Origin of the sequence: Xanthomonas sp. DAR33341 (assembly GCF_003992815.1) — a bacterium.
GTDB lineage: Bacteria > Pseudomonadota > Gammaproteobacteria > Xanthomonadales > Xanthomonadaceae > Xanthomonas > Xanthomonas cissicola.
In genome coordinates, this window is sequence record NZ_QEYV01000027.1 from 101,792 (window position 1) to 119,811 (window position 18,020).

Here is an 18,020-nt window from a genome sequence, read left to right on the forward strand (position 1 = left end):
CGGGCATCTGCATCAACTGCGTATAGACGCGACGGTCGCGCAAATGGTGTCAATCAAACGCGCCGAACGCCGTGACGCAGAGCGGTGTTGCTGGCTACGCCTTGATAAAGGCGGTGTCTGCAACACACGCCAATCGCGCAGCGCGCCTTACCTCAACGCAAGCAGCGCGCGCATGTCGTCGATGATGGCCACGGCACCGGCGGTCTGCACATCGAAGCCACGCAGGTAGCCGTAACGCACCATTGCCAACGGCATGTTCGCGGCGTTCGCAGCGGCGGCATCGGTGGCCGAATCGCCGACCATCAAACACTGTTGCGGGCGACGCTGAAAATGGTTGGCAAGCTGCAGCAGCGGCGCCGGGTCGGGCTTGCGCTGCGGCAACGAATCGCCACCGAGCACACGGCTGAAGTGCGCGGCGATGCCCAGATGCTCCAGCAACGGCGCGATAAAACGCGCTGGTTTGTTGGTGCACAAGGCCAGCGTGACGCCCGCATCGCGCAAGCCCGTCAGCGCCTCGGCAACGCCGGGATACAACTGCGGGTCGTGCAGCAGGCTCGCCTCGTAATGGCGCATCATCACCGGCATCGCCGCATCGGCATCGCAGGTGCTGCCGGCTTCGCGCAGTGCGATGGCAAGCAGGACATGCACACCTTCGCCGATCCAGCCGCGGATCGTTTCTTCGCTGAACTGCTGTAGCCCCAATTCCTGCAAGGTGCCGTTGAGAGCCTCGGCAATATTGGGTGCGCTGTCCACCAGCGTGCCATCCAGATCGAAGATCACCAGCGAATACGGAAACATTCGGACGGCCTCGTGTGCGGGAGAGGCGCAGTGTACGCAGTGCAAGATTCAGCGCGCGTCACTGCGAAGCGCTGGGGATTGCTCGCCGCCTACGTCAGATGCAGCCATCGCCGCATGCGACACGCAATGCGGCACGGACCGCTCACTCCAACGGCGGCATCTGGCCGAACAGCTGCCCCTGCACCGCGCCATTCTCGACATCGCTGAAACCGCCCAAGCCCACACCGACCAGGCGATAGCGCGTCTGCGCGGGCAGCTCCACGCGGCGGGTCAATGCCAGGGCGATCTGCGCCAGCGCCTCCTGCGAGGTAGGCGGATGCTCGGGCGTGTAGGAGCGCGTCAGGATGCGAAAATTCGAGGTCTTCAATTTCAGCACGACGGTGCGGCCGATGCGTTCGGTGCGGCGCGTGGCCAGCCAGGTTTTTTCGGCCAGGCGCAGGATGTGCGGGGCCAACGCATCAAGCGCCAGGTCTTCGCTGAAGGTGTCTTCCGAGGAGACCGATTGCACTTCCTGATCCGGCTCGACCGGGCGCTCGTCGATGCCGCGCGCGCGGCGATACAGACTCTGACCGAAACTGCCGAAATGCGCCTGCAGTTCTTCCAATGGCCGCTGGCGCAGATCGGCCACGGTGACGATGCCCAGCGCCGCCAACTTGCCATCCATCACCTTGCCCACGCCGGGAATGCGATTGACCTTGAGCGGCAGCAGAAATGCATCCACGCGGCTGGGCGCGATCACGAACTGGCCATCGGGCTTTCGCCAATCCGACGCGATCTTGGCCAGGAACTTGTTCGGCGCGATGCCGGCCGATGCCGTGAGCTGGGTTTCTTCGCGGATCTGCGTGCGGATCAACTGCGCGACCTCGGTGGCCAGCTGCATGCCGGTTTTGGCGTGCGTGACGTCCAGATATGCCTCGTCCAGCGACAACGGCTCCACCAAGTCGGTATGACGATGGAAAATTTCGCGCACTTGCCGCGACACCGCCTTGTAGCGCGCAAAATCCGGCGGCACGAAGATCGCATCCGGGCACAGGCGTTCGGCACGCACGGCCGGCATTGCCGAGCGAATGCCGAAGATCCGCGCTTCGTAGGAGGCCGCGCACACCACCGAACGCGCACCGCGCCAGGCCACCACCACCGGCTTGCCACGCAGGCTAGGGTCGTCACGCTGCTCCACGGACGCGTAGAACGCATCCATGTCCACGTGCACGATCTTGCGCATCAAGCGGATTTCTCTGTTGCAGGTCTGCGCCCATGATAAGCCAGCGCCGTCTCACATCTTGCGTCGAGAGACATCACCGCGCATTCGTAAAGCGAGCACGAGCGCGCGCCGAACACCAATGGTTGCGCATCCGACGACAGCGCGTGCAAAGCCGACAACGCGGGCCTGCACGCACGCATCGACCGCAGGCCCGAGCGCTGTGATGTGGCATGCAGCAGCGTATCTGCGCGCTGCGCAGTCAGCGGAAAACAGCACGCATGCGTACGGATAAAACGTTTGATTGAACCGCGCGACCTCATGCACCCTTCCCGGCCTCGCCTTTCGCTCCTTTGCAGGAAACGTTCGTCATGACTCGTCAAAGTACGTACTCGCGCGACCAATTGCTGGCCAGCGCGCGTGGGGAATTGTTTGCGCCCGACAGTGGCCGTCTGCCCAATGATCCGATGCTGATGTTCGACCGCATTACCGAGATCAGCGACACCGGCGGCGCACATGGCAAGGGCGTGATTCGTGCCGAACTGGATATCCGCCCGGACCTATGGTTCTTCGGCTGCCACTTCATCGGCGACCCGGTGATGCCAGGCTGCCTGGGCCTGGATGCGATGTGGCAGCTCACCGGCTTTTTCCTCACCTGGATCGGCGCGCCGGGCCGTGGCCGCGCATTGGGCTGCGGCGAGGTCAAGTTCACCGGCCAGGTGCTGCCCAGCGCCAGGCTGGTGCGCTACGAGATCGATGTCAGCCGCGTCATCAACCGCAAGCTGGTGATGGCGCAGACCGATGCACGCATGCTGGTGGATGGGCGCGAGATCTACACCGCCAAGGATCTGCGTGTGGGCATGTTCACTTCAACGGAGAATTTCTGATGCGTCGCGTCGTCATTACCGGAATGGGCATCACCTCATGCCTGGGCAACGATCTGGACACCGTCTCCAGCGCATTGCGCGAGAGCCGCTCTGGCATCACCGCGCTGCCCGATCACGCCGAAGCAGGCCTGCGTAGCCAGGTCGGCGGTGCGGTGGCGCTGGATCTGGACAGCCTGATCGACCGTAAGCTCAAACGCTTCATGGGCGATGCCTCGGCCTACGCGTACTTGGCAATGCGCGACGCGATCGCCGATGCGGGCCTGGATGCCGAGCTGGTCAGCGGCCTGCGTACCGGCGTGATTGCCGGCTCCGGTGGCGGCTCCAGCCAATGGCAGGTGGAAACCGCCGATCTGCTGCGCAACCGTGGCGTGCGCAAGGTGGGCCCATACATGGTGCCGCGCACGATGTGTTCGTCGGTGTCCGCATCGCTAGCCACTGCGTTCAAAATACGCGGACTGAGCTACTCGCTGTCGGCCGCGTGCGCGACGTCTGCGCATTGCATCGGTGCGGCGGCAGATCTGATCCGGCATGGCGCACAGGACGTGATGTTCGCCGGTGGCGGCGAAGAACTGCACTGGACGATGAGCGTCATGTTCGATGCGATGGGCGCGCTGTCCACCGGTTTCAACGATCGCCCCGCCGTGGCCTCGCGCCCGTACGATGCGCAGCGCGATGGCTTCGTCATCGGCAGCGGCGGCGGCATGCTGGTGCTGGAAGACTACGATCACGCCATCGCACGCGGCGCACGCATCCATGCCGAACTGCTCGGCTATGGCGTGACCTCCGACGGTGCCGACATGGTCGCGCCCAGCGGCGAAGGCGCCGTGCGCTGCATGCACATGGCCATGCAGGGGCTGCAGCGTCCCATCGATTACCTCAACACGCATGGCACGTCCACGCCGCTGGGCGATGTCACCGAACTGTGCGCGGTGCGCGAGGTATTCGGCGACAACGTGCCGCCGCTGTCTTCGACCAAGGGACTCTCCGGGCACTCGCTGGGCGCGGCCAGCGTGCACGAGGCGATCTACAGCCTGCTGATGCTGCGCGATGGCTTCATGGCCGGCTCGGCGCATATCGACGACCTCGATCCGCGCGCCGAAGGCTTTCCCATCTTGCGGCAGACGCAGGACGCGACCTTGAACACGGTGATGTCCAACAGTTTCGGCTTTGGTGGCACCAACGCGGCACTGGTCTTCGGGCGAACCTAAACCATCTACCCGCATCGGTGCCGTCCAAGCCGATGCAGGCATTCACACGATGTCGTCTGTCGCGCTGCAGCGCCTACGTAAACCGCCGATCAAGAGTCCTGCCCGAGACTGCTGGGCCGACTGCGGTCATCAGACGATCCTGCGGCTGCAGAGGGGGTTTCATGCGGACGCGCCATCCAGGCCGATCCGAACGCGGCAGCCGCGCCGACGCCCCAGACCACGGATGAGGCGGTGCTAAGTTTCACCGCCGTGAGCGGCGCGTCCTGCTGAGCGGCCGTCGTGGCGGCAGCGGCAAGCCCGGCAGCGGCGATGTTTGCTGCACCGCTGACGCCCTGCAGCACCCGGCTTGGAAGAACGGTGGCGGTATCGCTGGCAGCACGCACCAGGTTGGCCCCACCGTTCAATGCCCAGGCCGCCGCCGATGCATACGCCACACGGGTGCTGTCGTTTCCGTTCAGCGAAGGAGTCAGCGCACTGAGTACGCCAGCGGCAGCGCCTACCAGATTGGCGCTTGAAACCAATGCATTGGCGGGCACGTTGCCGGCCTGGTTGATGACCGCGCCACCAGCCCACAGGGCACCACTGACAATACTGGTGAGCTCGGCTGGCCGCTGCTGCGACGCAGACAGTCGTGCAGCGGCCACCGAGAGCCCCGACGCCGCTGCGTCCACTAATGGGCCGCCGTATGCGCCCACCTGCTGCAATAAGCCCGGCGCAGCGGCATGCGAGGGCTCTGCAGAAACGTCGGTATTGGCCCGAATCGCCGCACGGGATGGTGCCCGTCCAAGCGAAGACAACGCATTTTCGCTGGAGGGTGTGGCAGGTACCGATGCAGTTTGACTATCGATACCCGCTTCCACATCAATGCCGGTCGCCGCATGCGACGTCATGGATGACACGTTGCCAATCACCATTTTTGACTCCTGGCCACGTTGGACACGATCGGACTCTAGCAAGTGCCTAAATAAAAAAGCTGCAATCCAGTAGGAATGAAGCATAAATTTCGCATAACGCTTGCGTGGACTGCACCGTTCACCAATACAATGCAGATGCCAATCGGCCGTACAGGCCTCTCAGCCCGCCATGCCGTTATGCCGTAGCAGCGCATCGATGGTCGGGGCCCGACCGCGGAAGGCGCGGAAGTTCTCTGCCGCCGGACGACTGCCGCCACGCGCAAGCACCTCGGCGCGGAACCGGGCGCCGGTCTGCTCCAGTTGATCTGGCGCTTCTTCGAATGCGGCATAGGCATCGGCGCTGAGCACTTCGGCCCATTTATAGCTGTAATAGCCGGCCGCATAGCCGCCGGCAAAAATATGGCTGAACTGATGCGGAAAGCGATTCCATGCCGGCGGCCGATTGACCGCCACTTCGTCGCGCACGCGCTCGATCAATTGCAGCACGCTGTCCTGGGCCGGGTCGTAGCTGCCGTGCAGCTGCATGTCGAACAAGGCGAATTCCAGCTGGCGCACGGTGAACATGCCGCTCTGGAAATTACGCGCCGCCAGCAGGCGATCGAACAGGTTACGCGGCAACGGCTCGCCGGTCTGCACGTGCGCGGTCATCGCCTGCACGCGCGCCCACTCCCAGCAGAAGTTTTCCATGAACTGGCTGGGCAGCTCCACCGCGTCCCATTCCACGCCGTTGATGCCGGCCACGCCCAGCTCGCCAACGCGCGTGAGCAACTGATGCAGGCCGTGGCCCATTTCATGGAACAGCGTGGTGACTTCGCCGTGGCGAAAGGTGGCCGGCGCATCGCCGCTGCCGCGCCCGAAGTTGCACACCAGATACACCAGCGGCGTCTGCACGCCGTTGGCGGTGTTGCGGCGGTTGCGGCAATCGTCCATCCACGCGCCGCCACGTTTGCCTTCGCGCGCGTACAGGTCCAGATAGAACTGGCCGACCAGGGCGCCGTGCGCATCTTCCAACCGGTAAAACCGCACATCCGGGTGCCAGACCGGCGCGCTGTCGGGTTTGACGGTGAGCCCATACAGGCTGTGGATCACATCGAACAGGCCGGCCAGCACCTTCGGCTCGGTGAAGTACTGCTTCACCTCCTGCTCGGAAAAGCTGTAACGCGCCTGCTTGAGTTTTTCCGAAGCGTAGGCCAGGTCCCAGGCCTGCAATTCATCCAGACCCAACTCGTCGCGCGCAAAGGCTTCCAGTTCGGCGCGGTCGCGCTGTGCATGCGGCTTGGCGCGCGCAGCCAGATCGCGCAGGAAGCCCATCACCTCGTCGGGGCTCTGCGCCATTTTGGTAGCAACCGAATAGTCGGCGTAACTGGCAAAGCCGAGCAGCTGTGCCAACTCGGCGCGCAGGGCCAGGATGCGATCGATGTTGGCGCTGTTGTCCAGCGTGGCATCGCCGAATTCGGACGCGCGCTCGGCATTGGCGCGATACAGCCGCGCGCGCAGGTCGCGGCTGTCGGCATCGCTCTGCACCGGCAGATAGCACGGCATCTGCAAGGTGAATTTCCAGCCCGGCACGCCGTCCTTTTCGGCGGCCGCGCGTGCGGCGGCAATCACTTCGGCCGGCAGTCCCGACAGCTGGGTTTGGTCTTCGGTCAGGTACGACCACGCATCGGTGGCGTCGAGCACGTTCTGCGAAAACCTGGCTGCCAACGCCGAGAGTTCTTCCTGGATCTGCGCGAACCGCGCCTTGGCGGCATCATCGAGTTCGGCACCGCCCAAGCGGAAATCGCGTAGCGCATTGTCCAGCACCTTGCGACGCGCCTCATCGAAGTGTGCGGCTTCCGGCGATTGCGCCAGTGCCTTGTATTGCGCATACAACGCCAGGTTCTGCGCCAGCGCGCTGCCGAAGCGGCTCACCTTGGGGAGGTTGCTGTTGTAGGCCTCGCGCAGCTCGGGCGTGTTGACCACCGCCTGCAGATGCCCCACCTGCCCCCAGGCACGCCATAGCCGCTCGGTGGCATCGTCCAGCGGCGTGACGAAGCTGTCCCAGCGCACCGGGCTGACCTGCTCGGCTGCCTTCACCGCCGCCTCGGCCTCGGCGAGCAATTGGTCGATCGCCGGGCCCACGTGTTCGGGGCGGATCGCATCGAAGGACGGCAGTCCGGACAGATCGAGCAGCGGGTTGGTCATGGAGCGCTCCGGCAATGGACTGGATAAGTAGATTCGAAGATCGGCAAACGTGGCAGGCAAACCGTGGCGCACAACCGCCAGCAGGCTGAGCACGGCGCCAGGGGCACGGTGCCCGCCCGTACCTGCCGACTGCGGACACCGATCGCACCGGCGTGGCGGTGAGCGCAGCGCCTTGATGCTCACGTCCCGGATATGGCGGTCATTCCAGCGCCGCACAAGGCAAGGCAGGCAAATCGCCGCCGTTCACGGCCAGCGCAATGGCGGCATCGCTGTCGCTGACATCGATCGCGCGCGCCTCGTACCAGGCCGGGTCGTAATAACTGTGCGCGTAACGTTCGCCGGCATCGCACAGGATGGCGACGATGGAGCCCTGCCGGCCCTCGTCGCGCATGCGCCGGGCGGCGTGCAGCACGCCGACGAAGTTGGTGCCGGTGGAGCCGCCCACGCGGCGGCCCAGCGTGGCGCTGACGTGGCGCATCGCCGCCAGGCTCAGCGCATCGGGCACCTTGATCATCACATCCACGCAGCTGGCAATGAAGCTCGATTCCACCCGCGGGCGGCCGATGCCTTCGATGCGCGAGCCGCCGGTGATGGCCAGCTCCTTGGGGCATTGGCCGTCCACTGCGCGGCAATAGCCGTCGAAGAACACCGACACTTCCGGGTCGGCGCACAGGATGCGGGTGGCATGGCGCCGATAGCGCACGTAGCGGCCCAGGGTGGCGCTGGTACCGCCAGTGCCGGGGCTGCAGACAATCCAGTCCGGGATCGGGTGCGGCTCTTCGGCCAGTTGCTTGAAGATCGATTCGGCGATGTTGTTGTTGGCGCGCCAGTCGGTGGCGCGCTCGGCGTAGGTGAACTGGTCCATGAAGTGCCCGCCGATCTCGCGTGCGAGCTGGTGCGAGGCGCTGTCCAGATCGCAGGCGCGCTCGACCAGGTGGCAGCGGCCGCCCTGGAACTCGATCGCGGCGATCTTCTCCGGCGAGGTCGAGGCCGGCATCACCGCGATGAAAGGCACGCCGAGCAGGCGCGCGAAATACGCTTCGGAAATGGCCGTGGAGCCGCTGGACGCCTCGATCACCGGGCGCCCGGCGCGAAGCCAGCCATTGGTGAGCGCGTACAGGAATAGCGAGCGCGCCAGGCGGTGCTTGAGGCTGCCGGTCGGGTGGCTGGACTCGTCCTTGAAGTACAGGTCGATGCCCGGATAGCCCGGCAGTTCCATCGGAATCAGGTGGGTGTCGGCCGACCGATTGAAATCGGCTTCGATCTTCTGGATGGCGGCGGCCACCCACTGGCGCTGCGACATGGCAGGACTTGGCTGCAAAAGTAGCGGTAATTCTACCGCCGTCGCCTGCCCGCCTACGCAGCCAGCGCATCGGGCGGACAGCTGGGGCCGATGCTATGCTCGCCGCACCTGTCACTGCCTCGACTGTCCGTGCTGCATCGCCTGCTCCGCCTTCTGCTGTGCCTGTGCCTGGTTGCCAACACGGCCACCGGCGCGTGGGCGTCGGTGGGCATGGCCATGCCGGCAATGGCGTCGGGCACGATGCCCGCCGCGCCCATGGCGGGCACTGCCGCGACCACGCAGACGGAGCAGCCGGCTGCCCTGCCGTGCCATGAGGCGATGCCTCCGCCGGCTGCCATGCAGGTGCACGATAAGGCCACGCATGCGCACGCGCCCGACTGCTGCAAACTGGGCAGCTGCGATTGCCTGCAGCACTGCAGCCTCGCCTTGTTGACCTTGCCTGCCGTACCCGCGGGCCTGCTCGGCCACCCGGCGCTGCCGGACACCTTGACCGAGGGGCGCAGCAGCCCGCTGCCCGACCAACCGGTGCGACCTCCCATCGCCTGAGCGCCGGCGGCCCTGCCTTGGCCGCCCTCGGCCCCGCGCGTGCTTGCGCGGGTTCCCTCAGTTGTGCGCTGCGCCCATCTCTTGCCGATGGAGCGCGCAGGAGATGTCATGTCTTTCGATCCCCCGTTTTCCCACGGCTCAACCGCCAGCGGCCTGAGCCGGCGCCGCTTCGTCCAGGGCCTGGCCCTGGGCGGCATCGCCGCCAGCGGCCTGTGGCGCAACGATGCGCGCGCCGCGGCCCAGGCGAACACGCCCGTGCTGCGCGGAAGCAGCCAGTCGCTGCAGATCGGCCGCCTGCCGGTCAACTTCACCGGGCGCCCCCGCTCCGCAATCGCCATCAACCAGAGCCTGCCGGCACCCACCCTGCGCTGGCGCGAGGGCGACACGGTGAGCGTGCGCGTGCGCAACGCGCTGACCGACCAACCCACCTCGGTGCATTGGCATGGCCTGTTGCTGCCGGCCAACATGGACGGGGTGCCGGGCATGAGTTTCGACGGCATCGCGCCGGGCCAGGAGTATCACTACCGCTTTGCGCTGCGCCAGTCCGGCACCTACTGGTACCACAGCCATTCGATGTTTCAGGAGCAGTCCGGCCTGTATGGCGCCATCGTCATCGACCCGCTGGTGCCGCCGCCGTACCGGCACGATCGCGAACATGTGGTGCTGCTCTCGGACTGGACCGATCTGGACCCGGCCGCCCTGTTCCGTCGTTTGAAACAGATGCCGAGCCACGACAACTATGCGCAGCGCACCGTCGGCGATTTTCTACGCGATGCGCGCGACGACGGCCTGCGCGCCACGCTGGCCGACCGCGGCATGTGGGGGCGCATGCGCATGACGCCCACCGACCTGTCCGACGTCAACGCCAACACCTACACCTACCTGCTCAACGGCGTGGCACCGGCCGGCAATTGGACCGGCTTGTTCAAACCCGGCGAGAAGGTGCTGCTGCGTTTCATCAATGGCTCGTCGATGACCTACTTCGACATCCGTATCCCCGGCCTGCGCATGACCGTGGTGGCCGCCGACGGGCAATACGTGCATCCGGTCAGCGTGGACGAACTGCGCATCGCCGCGGCCGAAACCTTCGACGTGATTGTCGAACCGCTCGGCCAGGATGCGTTTACGTTATTCGCGCAGGACATGGGCCGCACCGGCTTCGCCTGCGGCACGCTGGCAGTGCAGCACGGCTTGCAGGCGCCGATTCCTGCGCTGGATCCGCGCGCCATCCTGACCATGCAGGACATGGGGCATGGCGATGGCATGGATCACGCGCTGCCCGCAATGCACGGCGCGCCCGGGATGCTGGCGGCGCATGGGATGCACACCATGCACTCGCATGACGATGCCAAGGCACACGACAAGGCGCCGCATCATTCCGCCAGCGAAACCGGCAACCCGCTGATCGACATGCGCAGCAATGCCACCGCACCGCGCCTGGACGACCCCGGCGTGGGCCTGCGCGACAACGGCCGCCGCGTGCTGTGCTACGCCGATCTGCATAGCGTGTTCGACGACCCGGATGGGCGCGAACCGGGCCGTGACATCGAGCTGCATCTGACCGGGCATATGGAAAAATTCGCATGGTCCTTCGATGGCATCGCGTTCGCTTCCGCGCAACCCTTGCGGCTGCAATACGGCGAGCGCCTGCGCATCGTGCTGGTCAACGACACCATGATGCAGCACCCCATCCATCTACATGGCATGTGGAGCGACCTGGAAGATGCGCACGGCAACTTCCAGGTACGCAAGCACACCATCGACATGCCGCCCGGCACCCGCCGCACCTACCGCGTGCGTGCCGATGCGCTCGGCCGCTGGGCGTATCACTGCCATCTGCTGTACCACATGGAAGCGGGCATGATGCGCGAAGTGCGGGTGGAAGCATGAGCCGCTTTCGCATGCAGGCCTGGTTCGCGGCTGCGTTCTTGGCGAGCGCATCTGCGGTTGCGCAGGAGCATCAGCACGATGCGATGGAGGAGGCACCGCAGGACATGCAGGAACAGGCGATGCAAATGGCCGATGGCGCACATGAGACCCCGGCATCATCTCAGGCCGCACCCATGGACCACACTCACATGTCGCACGCTGAGATGGGCAGCAATGCCATGGACCATGAATCGATGAAGCAGGGATCCATGGACGATGCAGCCATGCACCACCAAGCGATGGATCACGCTTCGATGGATCACTCGAAGATGCACCACACGCAGCCAACACACGCTGCGCAAGCTCCTGCATCACTCACCGAGACACGCACTAACCCGCTACCACGCGCCCCCATCCCCCCAACCACGGCGGACGACATCGCCGCTGCATTCGCACCATTGCGCACGCATACGATGCACTCGGCAGGTATCAATCATTATGTCCTGCTCGATCGGCTGGAGGCTTCCAACACGAACCGCGGTAGCGGCCAGGCCTGGGAATCACGCGCATGGATCGGTGGCGACGTCGACCGGCTCTGGCTGCGCAGCGAAGGCGAACGGCACGACGGGCGCACCGAATCCGCCTCGCTGGAAGCGTTCTATGGCCATGCCATTTCGCCGTGGTGGGATGTGCTTGTCGGCGCGCGCCAGGACATCGGCGCAGGAGAACATCGCAGCTGGGCGGCTTTCGGCGTGCAAGGACTGGCGCCCTACAAGTTCGAAACCGAAGCCACGCTGTATGTGGGCACCGGCAGCCGCGCGGCGCTGCGGCTGGAAGGCGAATACGAAGTACTGCTGACCAACCGGCTGATCCTGCAGCCGCGTGTGGAAGCCGACATCGCGCTTACCGACGACAACCGCCGCGGTATTGGCAGCGGTTTGGAACAGGTCGAACTTGGCTTGCGCCTGCGCTACGAGATCACCCGCCGCTTCGCGCCGTACATCGGCTGGGTGCACAGCCGCAGCTTCGGCGATAGCGCACAGCGCGCGGCGATGGACGATATCCGCGCGCGCGACAGCCGCTTTGTTGCCGGAGTGCGCGTTTGGTTTTGAGGCAGGTGGTACCGCGGTTGGCCCTCTCCATCAACGCTCGCGCATCCCACCCGCTGCCAGTCGGCCATGACACGCCGACAACCCTGCCCTGGCTAACATCGCCCATTCGCGCAACGCGCCGCACCCCCACAATCCACACCAGGAGACCGCCATGCCTTTGAACGATCTGCAACACGTGCCAGGCGCCAATGCCGCGCCCGCCGAGACACACGGCTTCGTGTTCAACCACACCATGCTGCGCGTCAAGGATGCAACGCAGTCACTGGATTTCTATACGCGTGTCCTGGGCTTCCGCCTGCTCGACGCACGCGATTTTGCCGACGCAAAATTCAGCCTGTATTTTCTCGCGCTGCTACCCGAAGGCACCGCCATTCCCGATGACGACGCCCAGCGTCGCCTGTGGATGGCAGGTATCCCCGGCGTGCTCGAACTCACCCATAACCATGGCACCGAAACCCAGGATGGCCCGGTCTATCACGACGGCAACAGCGACCCGCGCGGCTTCGGCCATCTCTGTATCTCGGTGCCGGATATCCATGCCGCCTGCGCACGTTTCGACAGCCTCGACGTGCCATACCAAAAACGCCTGGAAGACGGCCGCATGAAGCACCTGGCCTTCATCAAGGACCCGGATGGCTACTGGGTGGAGATCATTTCCAATACGCCGTTGGCGTAAGTCCAACGCTCAGCGGCAAGCTGGCGCGTCAGCGGGGACGGGAATGGCAACCAGCCGATGCCCAGGCCGAACGCGACGCGTCCCTTGCTTCGAAGCCCGCGCCGCAACGACGCGAGGTAACCGCCAGGCCCGGTGCAGCGACTGGACACAACGGCGGGCTGGAGTAGACTTTCGCCGCCCTCCGCAATGGATGCACCCCAATGCTCGTCAGGAAGATTTCACTGGTCCTTGCGCTAGCAACGATCGCCGCCTGCACACAGGCGACACCGGACGCCACCGCTCCGAAGACCGCCGCAGCCGCGGCCGGCACCCCTACAAAACCGTCAGAAAAGGATGCATCTCCCATGCAGGACGCAACCCAGGGATCGACCCAGCAACTGCAGCCGCCGCGGACCGACAGCGTGCTGTATTTCATCAGCAACGTGGACGGCGATGGCGCAACCTCCTACGAGGTCGCCAATGGCAGCTGGATTCATTATTGGTACGGCTTCCAGTTCGAACTCGGTGGTACGCGGTATTACACCGGCTTCGCCTGGGAAACGCCCGAGCGCTTCGGCGCAGAAAGCGAAGACCACTCTCCTGCGCCCGGCACCAAGGTGACGTTGGCCCATGCCACTTTCGTGACCAGCGAACCGGGGAGCAAAACGCCGTGGAAGCTGCTTGGCGCAGAGCCCTACATCGGCGAATTCGGCGGCTTGGAACAAGGCAACACCGTCGACACCACGCGTCGACCACAGACCTTTGTCACCGATGACAGCCGGCTGGTGCTGGCCGTGCCGACGTGGAGCCTGCAGTCGGGCGTGCGCATCCTTTCCTACGACGCACTCGTGTTCAACCCGAAAGAAACCGATAACGTCAACGACAAGCATTGGACCTATATCGGCAACATTCCGGCGGGTGAGGACAACAGCGCCAATTGTGGCGAAGATGCGCCCGGGAAGATTGCCTGCGTCAAGAACAGCAGCACGCTTGCGTTCGTGAAGCAGCCCGGCCTGCCCGCGCTGCGGGTAACCGTCTCTGCCGATCCGCCGACGAGCGGGGGTGACGCGACGGTTGAATATCGCTACGATGCGGCCAGCAAATCGTATTTGCCGACCCCTTGATACAGGACCAAAGGAATTGGTTCGGGCGGCGTACCGCTGCAGCCGCGTGGCTGCGGCACTCAATCAAGGACCTTGAGCGATGCCGACGAACTATTCACGAGCCCAAGTGCTCGACATCATCGAACGCGAAGCGGCCGAGCGGAATATTCCGCGTGACGACTTCCTGCGTTTTGCCCACGTAGAGACTGGCGGCGCCTTCGACGAATTGGCCAGCCGCGGCCCCGGTGGCGCGAAAGGACTGTTCCAGTTCACTCCGCCAACCGCCCAGCAGTACGGCATTGCCGGACGCGAACTGGACGCGGTGGTCAACACCGACGCAGCAGCGCGGCTGTATCTGGATAACCGGACGAGCCTGGTCAATCGGCACGAACGCGATGGGCGGCCCTACCTGTCGGGCAAGCCGGAGCCCGATGGCCTGGATATGTACCTGGCCCATCAGCAAGGCGCCGGTGGCTACCGCTCTCTGCAGACCGTGATCGCCACGGGATCTTTTGGCCTGGAAAGCACACGCGCCAATATTCTCAACAATGTCGGCGCGAAAGAGCTGAAGTCGTTGACCGGCGTGGATTCGGCAACGTTCCGGCGCATGTCCGACAAGGATATGGCACAGACGTTTGTGCAGTACTGGGATACGAAGATGGACCGTATCCGTATTCCCGAAAAAGGCATCGAGCCCATTTCGGCCACGCAGCAGGCACCGTCGCACGCTGCGCCAGCGCATTCCGCGCCTGCCCAGCCGGAGAAACCCGCAGCGCAAGGCATCGCGCTTCACGCGGCCTACGACCTCACCAATAAATACGACCACGTCAAATACGGCCTGGGCGCGAAAGATCCCGACAAAGGCAGGGTCGATTGTTCGGGCTGGGTGGTCGAGATGCAGAACGCGACCATGGACGAGATCAACAAGGGCGCCGGCAAGGCCATCTTCACCAAGGACGAAAAGTTCAGCCCTGGTTTCGACAGCGCGTCCGAACTGCTGCGCAAGGCCGAGCTGCGCTCCGGCGTGCTGATCCAAGGCAAGGACGTGACTGCCCAGAGCCTCAAAGAAGGCATGATCATCGGCGAGGACAATGGCCCGCAGAGTTGGGACAAGGGGCGTTACAAGGGCATCGACCACATCACGATGGTGGTGCGCGACCCCAAGGATGGCCAGCTCAAGATCAGCCAATCCCGTGGCGGCGAGGGTGTTGAGCTCAGCTCGCTGGATTCCTACCTTGAGCGCAAGCACGCCAAGGGCGTCAAGCTGTATGCGAGCGACCCGCTGTCCGAGGCGCGCGACCTGCTGCAGGAGCGCAGCCAGAACAAGCAGCAATCCCACCCAGCGTCCGAGCACAAACCCAGCCAGGCACACGCCGCCGCGGATGCGCCGAGTGTCCTGCGCGAAAATGCGCGTGGTGCAGAAGTGCGCACCTTGCAGCAGACGCTGCAGCAACTGGGTTACAAGGACGCAGGCGGCAACGAACTCAAGGCTGACGGTGCCTATGGCCAACGGACCAGCGACGCGGTCAAGGCATTCCAGCGTGCGCATGGGCTGCAGGACGATGGCGTGGTTGGCCGCGATACGCAGGCTGCGCTGAAGCAGGCGGAAAAGACGCCACTGCTCTCGGAGAAAACCAACTCCGACCACCCGCTGTTCAATCAGGCCCTCAACAAGCTGGAACAGCTCGGCCCCAATGCCTTCGCCAATCGGCAGCAGCTGGTAAATGCGGCCGGCCACATGACCTTCGAAGCCAAGGTCAGCGGCATGCAACGCATCGACATGGTGGCGCAAAGCAAGGATGGCAACGGACTGTTTGCCGTGCAGGGTCAGCCAACCGATCCGGCGCATCAGCGGATCTACACCGAAAAGGCAACCGCTGCGGAACGTCCGCTGGAGCAAAGCAGCAATGCGGTGCGGCAGGATGCGCAAACGCAAACGCAGGTCCAAGATCAGCACGAGCAACAACGTAGCCAGACGCGCAGCGTCGGTTGATTGGTGCAATAAAAACACAGAAGGGGCGCCGATCGATGGATCGGCGCCCCTTCGGGTTACGCCTGCATTGCTTGTTTTTTCGAATCACATCGAGCGCCGGATATCCGGCGTCAACAGGGGTGATCCGTCAGTTGGACGTCGCAACAGCCGCTCTGTCAGGGAACCACTGCGGCAACTGCTCGGCGAATTTCGCTGCACATTCGTCGCTATAGGCCTGTGCTGCTTGCTTGACCAATGCGTAATCGTTGGCTTCCCATTCTTCCAGCGAGGCAGTGCGCGGTGTCGGCGCACAGTCCAGACTGACCGGGCTCGCCTTGCGCTTCAAAAAGCCGCTGCGCTCCCCACCGATCGTCACTGCGTAGCGCAGCTCGTAAGGCGACTTGGTATCGGCCAGGCTCTGATAGACCAGCAGCCAGTCCGACATCAGCACCTGCAACGGGAACGGTTCTACCGGCACGGCCCCCGGATGCCCAGTGAAGTAGGTCTTCAAATGCGCGTTGACCGCATCGCGCTGCAATTGATAGCCAGGATTCCCCAGGCCTTCCATCTTTTCGCCTTTCAGCTGATCCTTTCCGAAGGCAGAGACCGCAACACCGCGCGCAAACAGGCTGGTAGCGATTTGCAAGCCGACGACCATCCCGGTATGTCCGCGGCGGACGACACGTAGCATCTCGTCGCCGTTGGGCAAGCCGTTCGAGCCCACGCGCATGCTGGAATGCAATGGGAGTTGCAAGGCCCAATCTGCCGAGGGCGTCATGACAGCCCCTGCATCGGACTGCGGATTTGGTTGCGCGTCTGTTGCGGCGACCGACACAGTGCCTGCAACTGCAGCAGCCGCATACGCAGTTGCCTTGGAGAAATCCCCGCTTGCAAACGCAGGCACCACCGCAGTGGCTTCGGTCATGCGCGCAGAGGTACAGAACGTGCCAGCCGCCCGCATCTGTGCTTCATGGAAGCCAATGCCGTTGATCTGGTGCACGACGGCATCCTTGCCGTACTGTTCCACCAGCTTGCCGATCAACGCATCGGAGGGCGATTGCTGTGCACAGACCTTGGCGGCTGCGATGCGCGACCAGGCGAACTGCAGCGCAGGATCCCAGCCCATCGCATCTTCGCCCACGAATCCGTGGTCGTAGTGATACGCATAAATGGCAGGGTCGATCTCCTGCAGCGTCATTCCGCCCTGGCCGGCATAGCCCAGCGGCACGTCTTGGGCAACAGCAAGCCCCGGCAGTGCCAACAGCACCGCCGCGATACACGTCTTCATGAATCCCTGTCCCTATGGATAAGTACGCCGCGCTGCATGTCCCCCATGCAGCGCGACCGATGCGTCACCGCTCGCACACGACGGCTTCCAACCTGCAGGACTCTGATCGACGGGTAATGGCACAACGCACCCGGCCGATCGTCCTGCAGGGATAGTGTGCCCGCACACGGCAGCCATCGCAGTCGGGGCGGTCCCCACGCATGTGTGGGGACCGCCCCTTCGAGTAGCCAACAAAACGACTACGCAGCCGTCAGGCGGGCGCGGCGGGTGCTCGGAATCAGCATTTACCACTCCTACACTGCGATTCTGAGCGCGCCGTCCGCGCCCACCTGACGGCTGCTCGCTACGTTTTGTTAGCCGCTCTAAGATGCTCACTGCTTAGGCATGCAAGATTCCGCCTGGGCCTGGTTGCCAATCGCGTGGCGTGCGCAATGCGGCCAATACACGCACCAGCTCGCGATAGCTCTGGGCCAGTTGCGCGAACAGACCCGCATCGCTGCAGCGGGTATCGGCCACTTCGGAATACGCGCCCCTGCCCAGATCGATGAAGTAATCCACACTGAGGCGCCGGCGTTGCGCCACACCGGGAAACAGGCCTGCAATCAGCAGGCAGCCGTCGCCCACATCACGCAGTGCGTCGGCCCGCACGCTACCGATCTGGTCCTGCGCATGCAGCCATGCCAGCGCCTGCGTGCGCGAAAGCAGATGCGCATCGCGCTGGAAGCGCAGCAACACGAACACCAGATAGTGCTCGCGCGATTCGTCCAGCGGACGCGCGATCCGCTGCCCCGCCTCGCGCACCAACGCCTGCCACAATTCGGCCGGCGCCCCCTGTTTGAAAGACTCGTGCATACGTCCTCCTGCGTGGTGTGGACCCTCGCCAGGAGCTTATGCATAACTTGGGCCACTGCGTTGGCAGAGGCTGTGGTGGAGCGCTAAGGACGGCCGCTGGCAGTGCTGCCGCGCCTTTGCCGGACGGATAG

15 protein-coding genes and 1 other RNA gene are annotated in these 18,020 nt (G+C 64.3%); 9 read left to right on the forward strand and 7 right to left on the reverse strand.

All coding sequences use genetic code 11. The features are described 5' to 3' along the window. Positions 1-147 precede the first annotated feature (147 nt). Both gph and dinB read right to left on the reverse strand, forming a co-directional pair. Entirely contained in the window at positions 148-798 is a 651-nt protein-coding gene (gene gph / locus EO156_RS12705; RefSeq protein WP_016849436.1) for a phosphoglycolate phosphatase, read from the reverse strand. A 142-nt stretch (positions 799-940) separates the two neighbouring features. Next, positions 941-2,020: a DNA polymerase IV gene (gene dinB, locus EO156_RS12710; protein WP_016849437.1), complete on the reverse strand. Its 1,080-nt coding sequence runs from the start codon at positions 2,018-2,020 to the stop codon at positions 941-943. A 347-nt stretch (positions 2,021-2,367) separates the two neighbouring features. Here dinB and fabA point away from each other — a divergent pair, with 347 nt between their 5' ends. Continuing rightward, positions 2,368-2,883, forward strand: a complete 516-nt coding sequence (gene fabA, locus EO156_RS12715) for a 3-hydroxyacyl-[acyl-carrier-protein] dehydratase FabA (RefSeq protein WP_003484052.1) — start codon at positions 2,368-2,370, stop codon at positions 2,881-2,883. Beyond that, entirely contained in the window at positions 2,883-4,091 is a 1,209-nt protein-coding gene (gene fabB / locus EO156_RS12720) for a beta-ketoacyl-ACP synthase I (RefSeq protein WP_016849439.1), read from the forward strand. Before fabA ends, fabB begins: the two co-directional genes overlap by 1 nt. Before the next feature lie 89 nt (positions 4,092-4,180). Here the strand turns inward: fabB and EO156_RS12725 are convergent, their stop codons facing one another. From EO156_RS12725 to EO156_RS12735, 3 genes are all read right to left on the reverse strand, one after another. Next, the gene (locus tag EO156_RS12725; protein ID WP_026006907.1) at positions 4,181-5,005 is read right to left on the reverse strand and encodes a hypothetical protein; all 825 of its coding nucleotides are present in this window, start codon (positions 5,003-5,005) and stop codon (positions 4,181-4,183) included. A 159-nt stretch (positions 5,006-5,164) separates the two neighbouring features. Next, complete coding sequence (locus EO156_RS12730; protein WP_016849441.1) at positions 5,165-7,189, reverse strand: M3 family metallopeptidase; 2,025 nt, start codon at positions 7,187-7,189, stop codon at positions 5,165-5,167. A gap of 199 nt (positions 7,190-7,388) precedes the next feature. Beyond that, the gene (locus EO156_RS12735) at positions 7,389-8,492 is read right to left on the reverse strand and encodes a PLP-dependent cysteine synthase family protein (RefSeq protein WP_016849442.1); all 1,104 of its coding nucleotides are present in this window, start codon (positions 8,490-8,492) and stop codon (positions 7,389-7,391) included. 90 nt (positions 8,493-8,582) lie between these two features. Between EO156_RS12735 and EO156_RS12740 the strand changes: the two genes are divergently transcribed. The 6 genes from EO156_RS12740 to EO156_RS12765 all read left to right on the forward strand — a co-directional run bounded on the left by EO156_RS12740 (position 8,583) and on the right by EO156_RS12765 (position 15,770). Further along, the gene (locus EO156_RS12740) at positions 8,583-9,038 is read left to right on the forward strand and encodes a CopL family metal-binding regulatory protein (RefSeq protein WP_016849443.1); all 456 of its coding nucleotides are present in this window, start codon (positions 8,583-8,585) and stop codon (positions 9,036-9,038) included. Between the two features lie 87 nt (positions 9,039-9,125). After that, entirely contained in the window at positions 9,126-10,928 is a 1,803-nt protein-coding gene (locus EO156_RS12745; protein WP_029829450.1) for a copper resistance system multicopper oxidase, read from the forward strand. Further along, the gene (locus tag EO156_RS12750; protein WP_016849954.1) at positions 10,925-12,019 is read left to right on the forward strand and encodes a copper resistance protein B; all 1,095 of its coding nucleotides are present in this window, start codon (positions 10,925-10,927) and stop codon (positions 12,017-12,019) included. Before EO156_RS12745 ends, EO156_RS12750 begins: the two co-directional genes overlap by 4 nt. Positions 12,020-12,170: 151 nt before the next feature. Next, complete coding sequence (gene gloA, locus EO156_RS12755) at positions 12,171-12,695, forward strand: lactoylglutathione lyase (protein WP_016849953.1); 525 nt, start codon at positions 12,171-12,173, stop codon at positions 12,693-12,695. A 344-nt stretch (positions 12,696-13,039) separates the two neighbouring features. Beyond that, positions 13,040-13,798 carry a hypothetical protein gene (locus tag EO156_RS12760; RefSeq protein WP_016849952.1) on the forward strand — a complete coding sequence of 253 codons (759 nt, stop codon included), beginning with the start codon at positions 13,040-13,042 and terminating at the stop codon, positions 13,796-13,798. Between the two features lie 106 nt (positions 13,799-13,904). Continuing rightward, complete coding sequence (locus tag EO156_RS12765) at positions 13,905-15,770, forward strand: XVIPCD domain-containing protein (RefSeq protein ID WP_016849951.1); 1,866 nt, start codon at positions 13,905-13,907, stop codon at positions 15,768-15,770. 127 nt (positions 15,771-15,897) lie between these two features. Here the strand turns inward: EO156_RS12765 and EO156_RS12770 are convergent, their stop codons facing one another. Continuing rightward, entirely contained in the window at positions 15,898-17,037 is a 1,140-nt protein-coding gene (locus tag EO156_RS12770; protein WP_016849950.1) for a hypothetical protein, read from the reverse strand. Positions 17,038-17,319: 282 nt separating this feature from the next. Here EO156_RS12770 and EO156_RS12775 point away from each other — a divergent pair. Then, a non-coding RNA gene (locus tag EO156_RS12775) (sX9 sRNA) lies at positions 17,320-17,396 on the forward strand. A gap of 19 nt (positions 17,397-17,415) precedes the next feature. Here EO156_RS12775 and EO156_RS12780 read toward each other — a convergent pair. Beyond that, complete coding sequence (locus EO156_RS12780; RefSeq protein WP_003484033.1) at positions 17,416-17,889, reverse strand: hypothetical protein; 474 nt, start codon at positions 17,887-17,889, stop codon at positions 17,416-17,418. Positions 17,890-18,020: the final 131 nt, after the last annotated feature.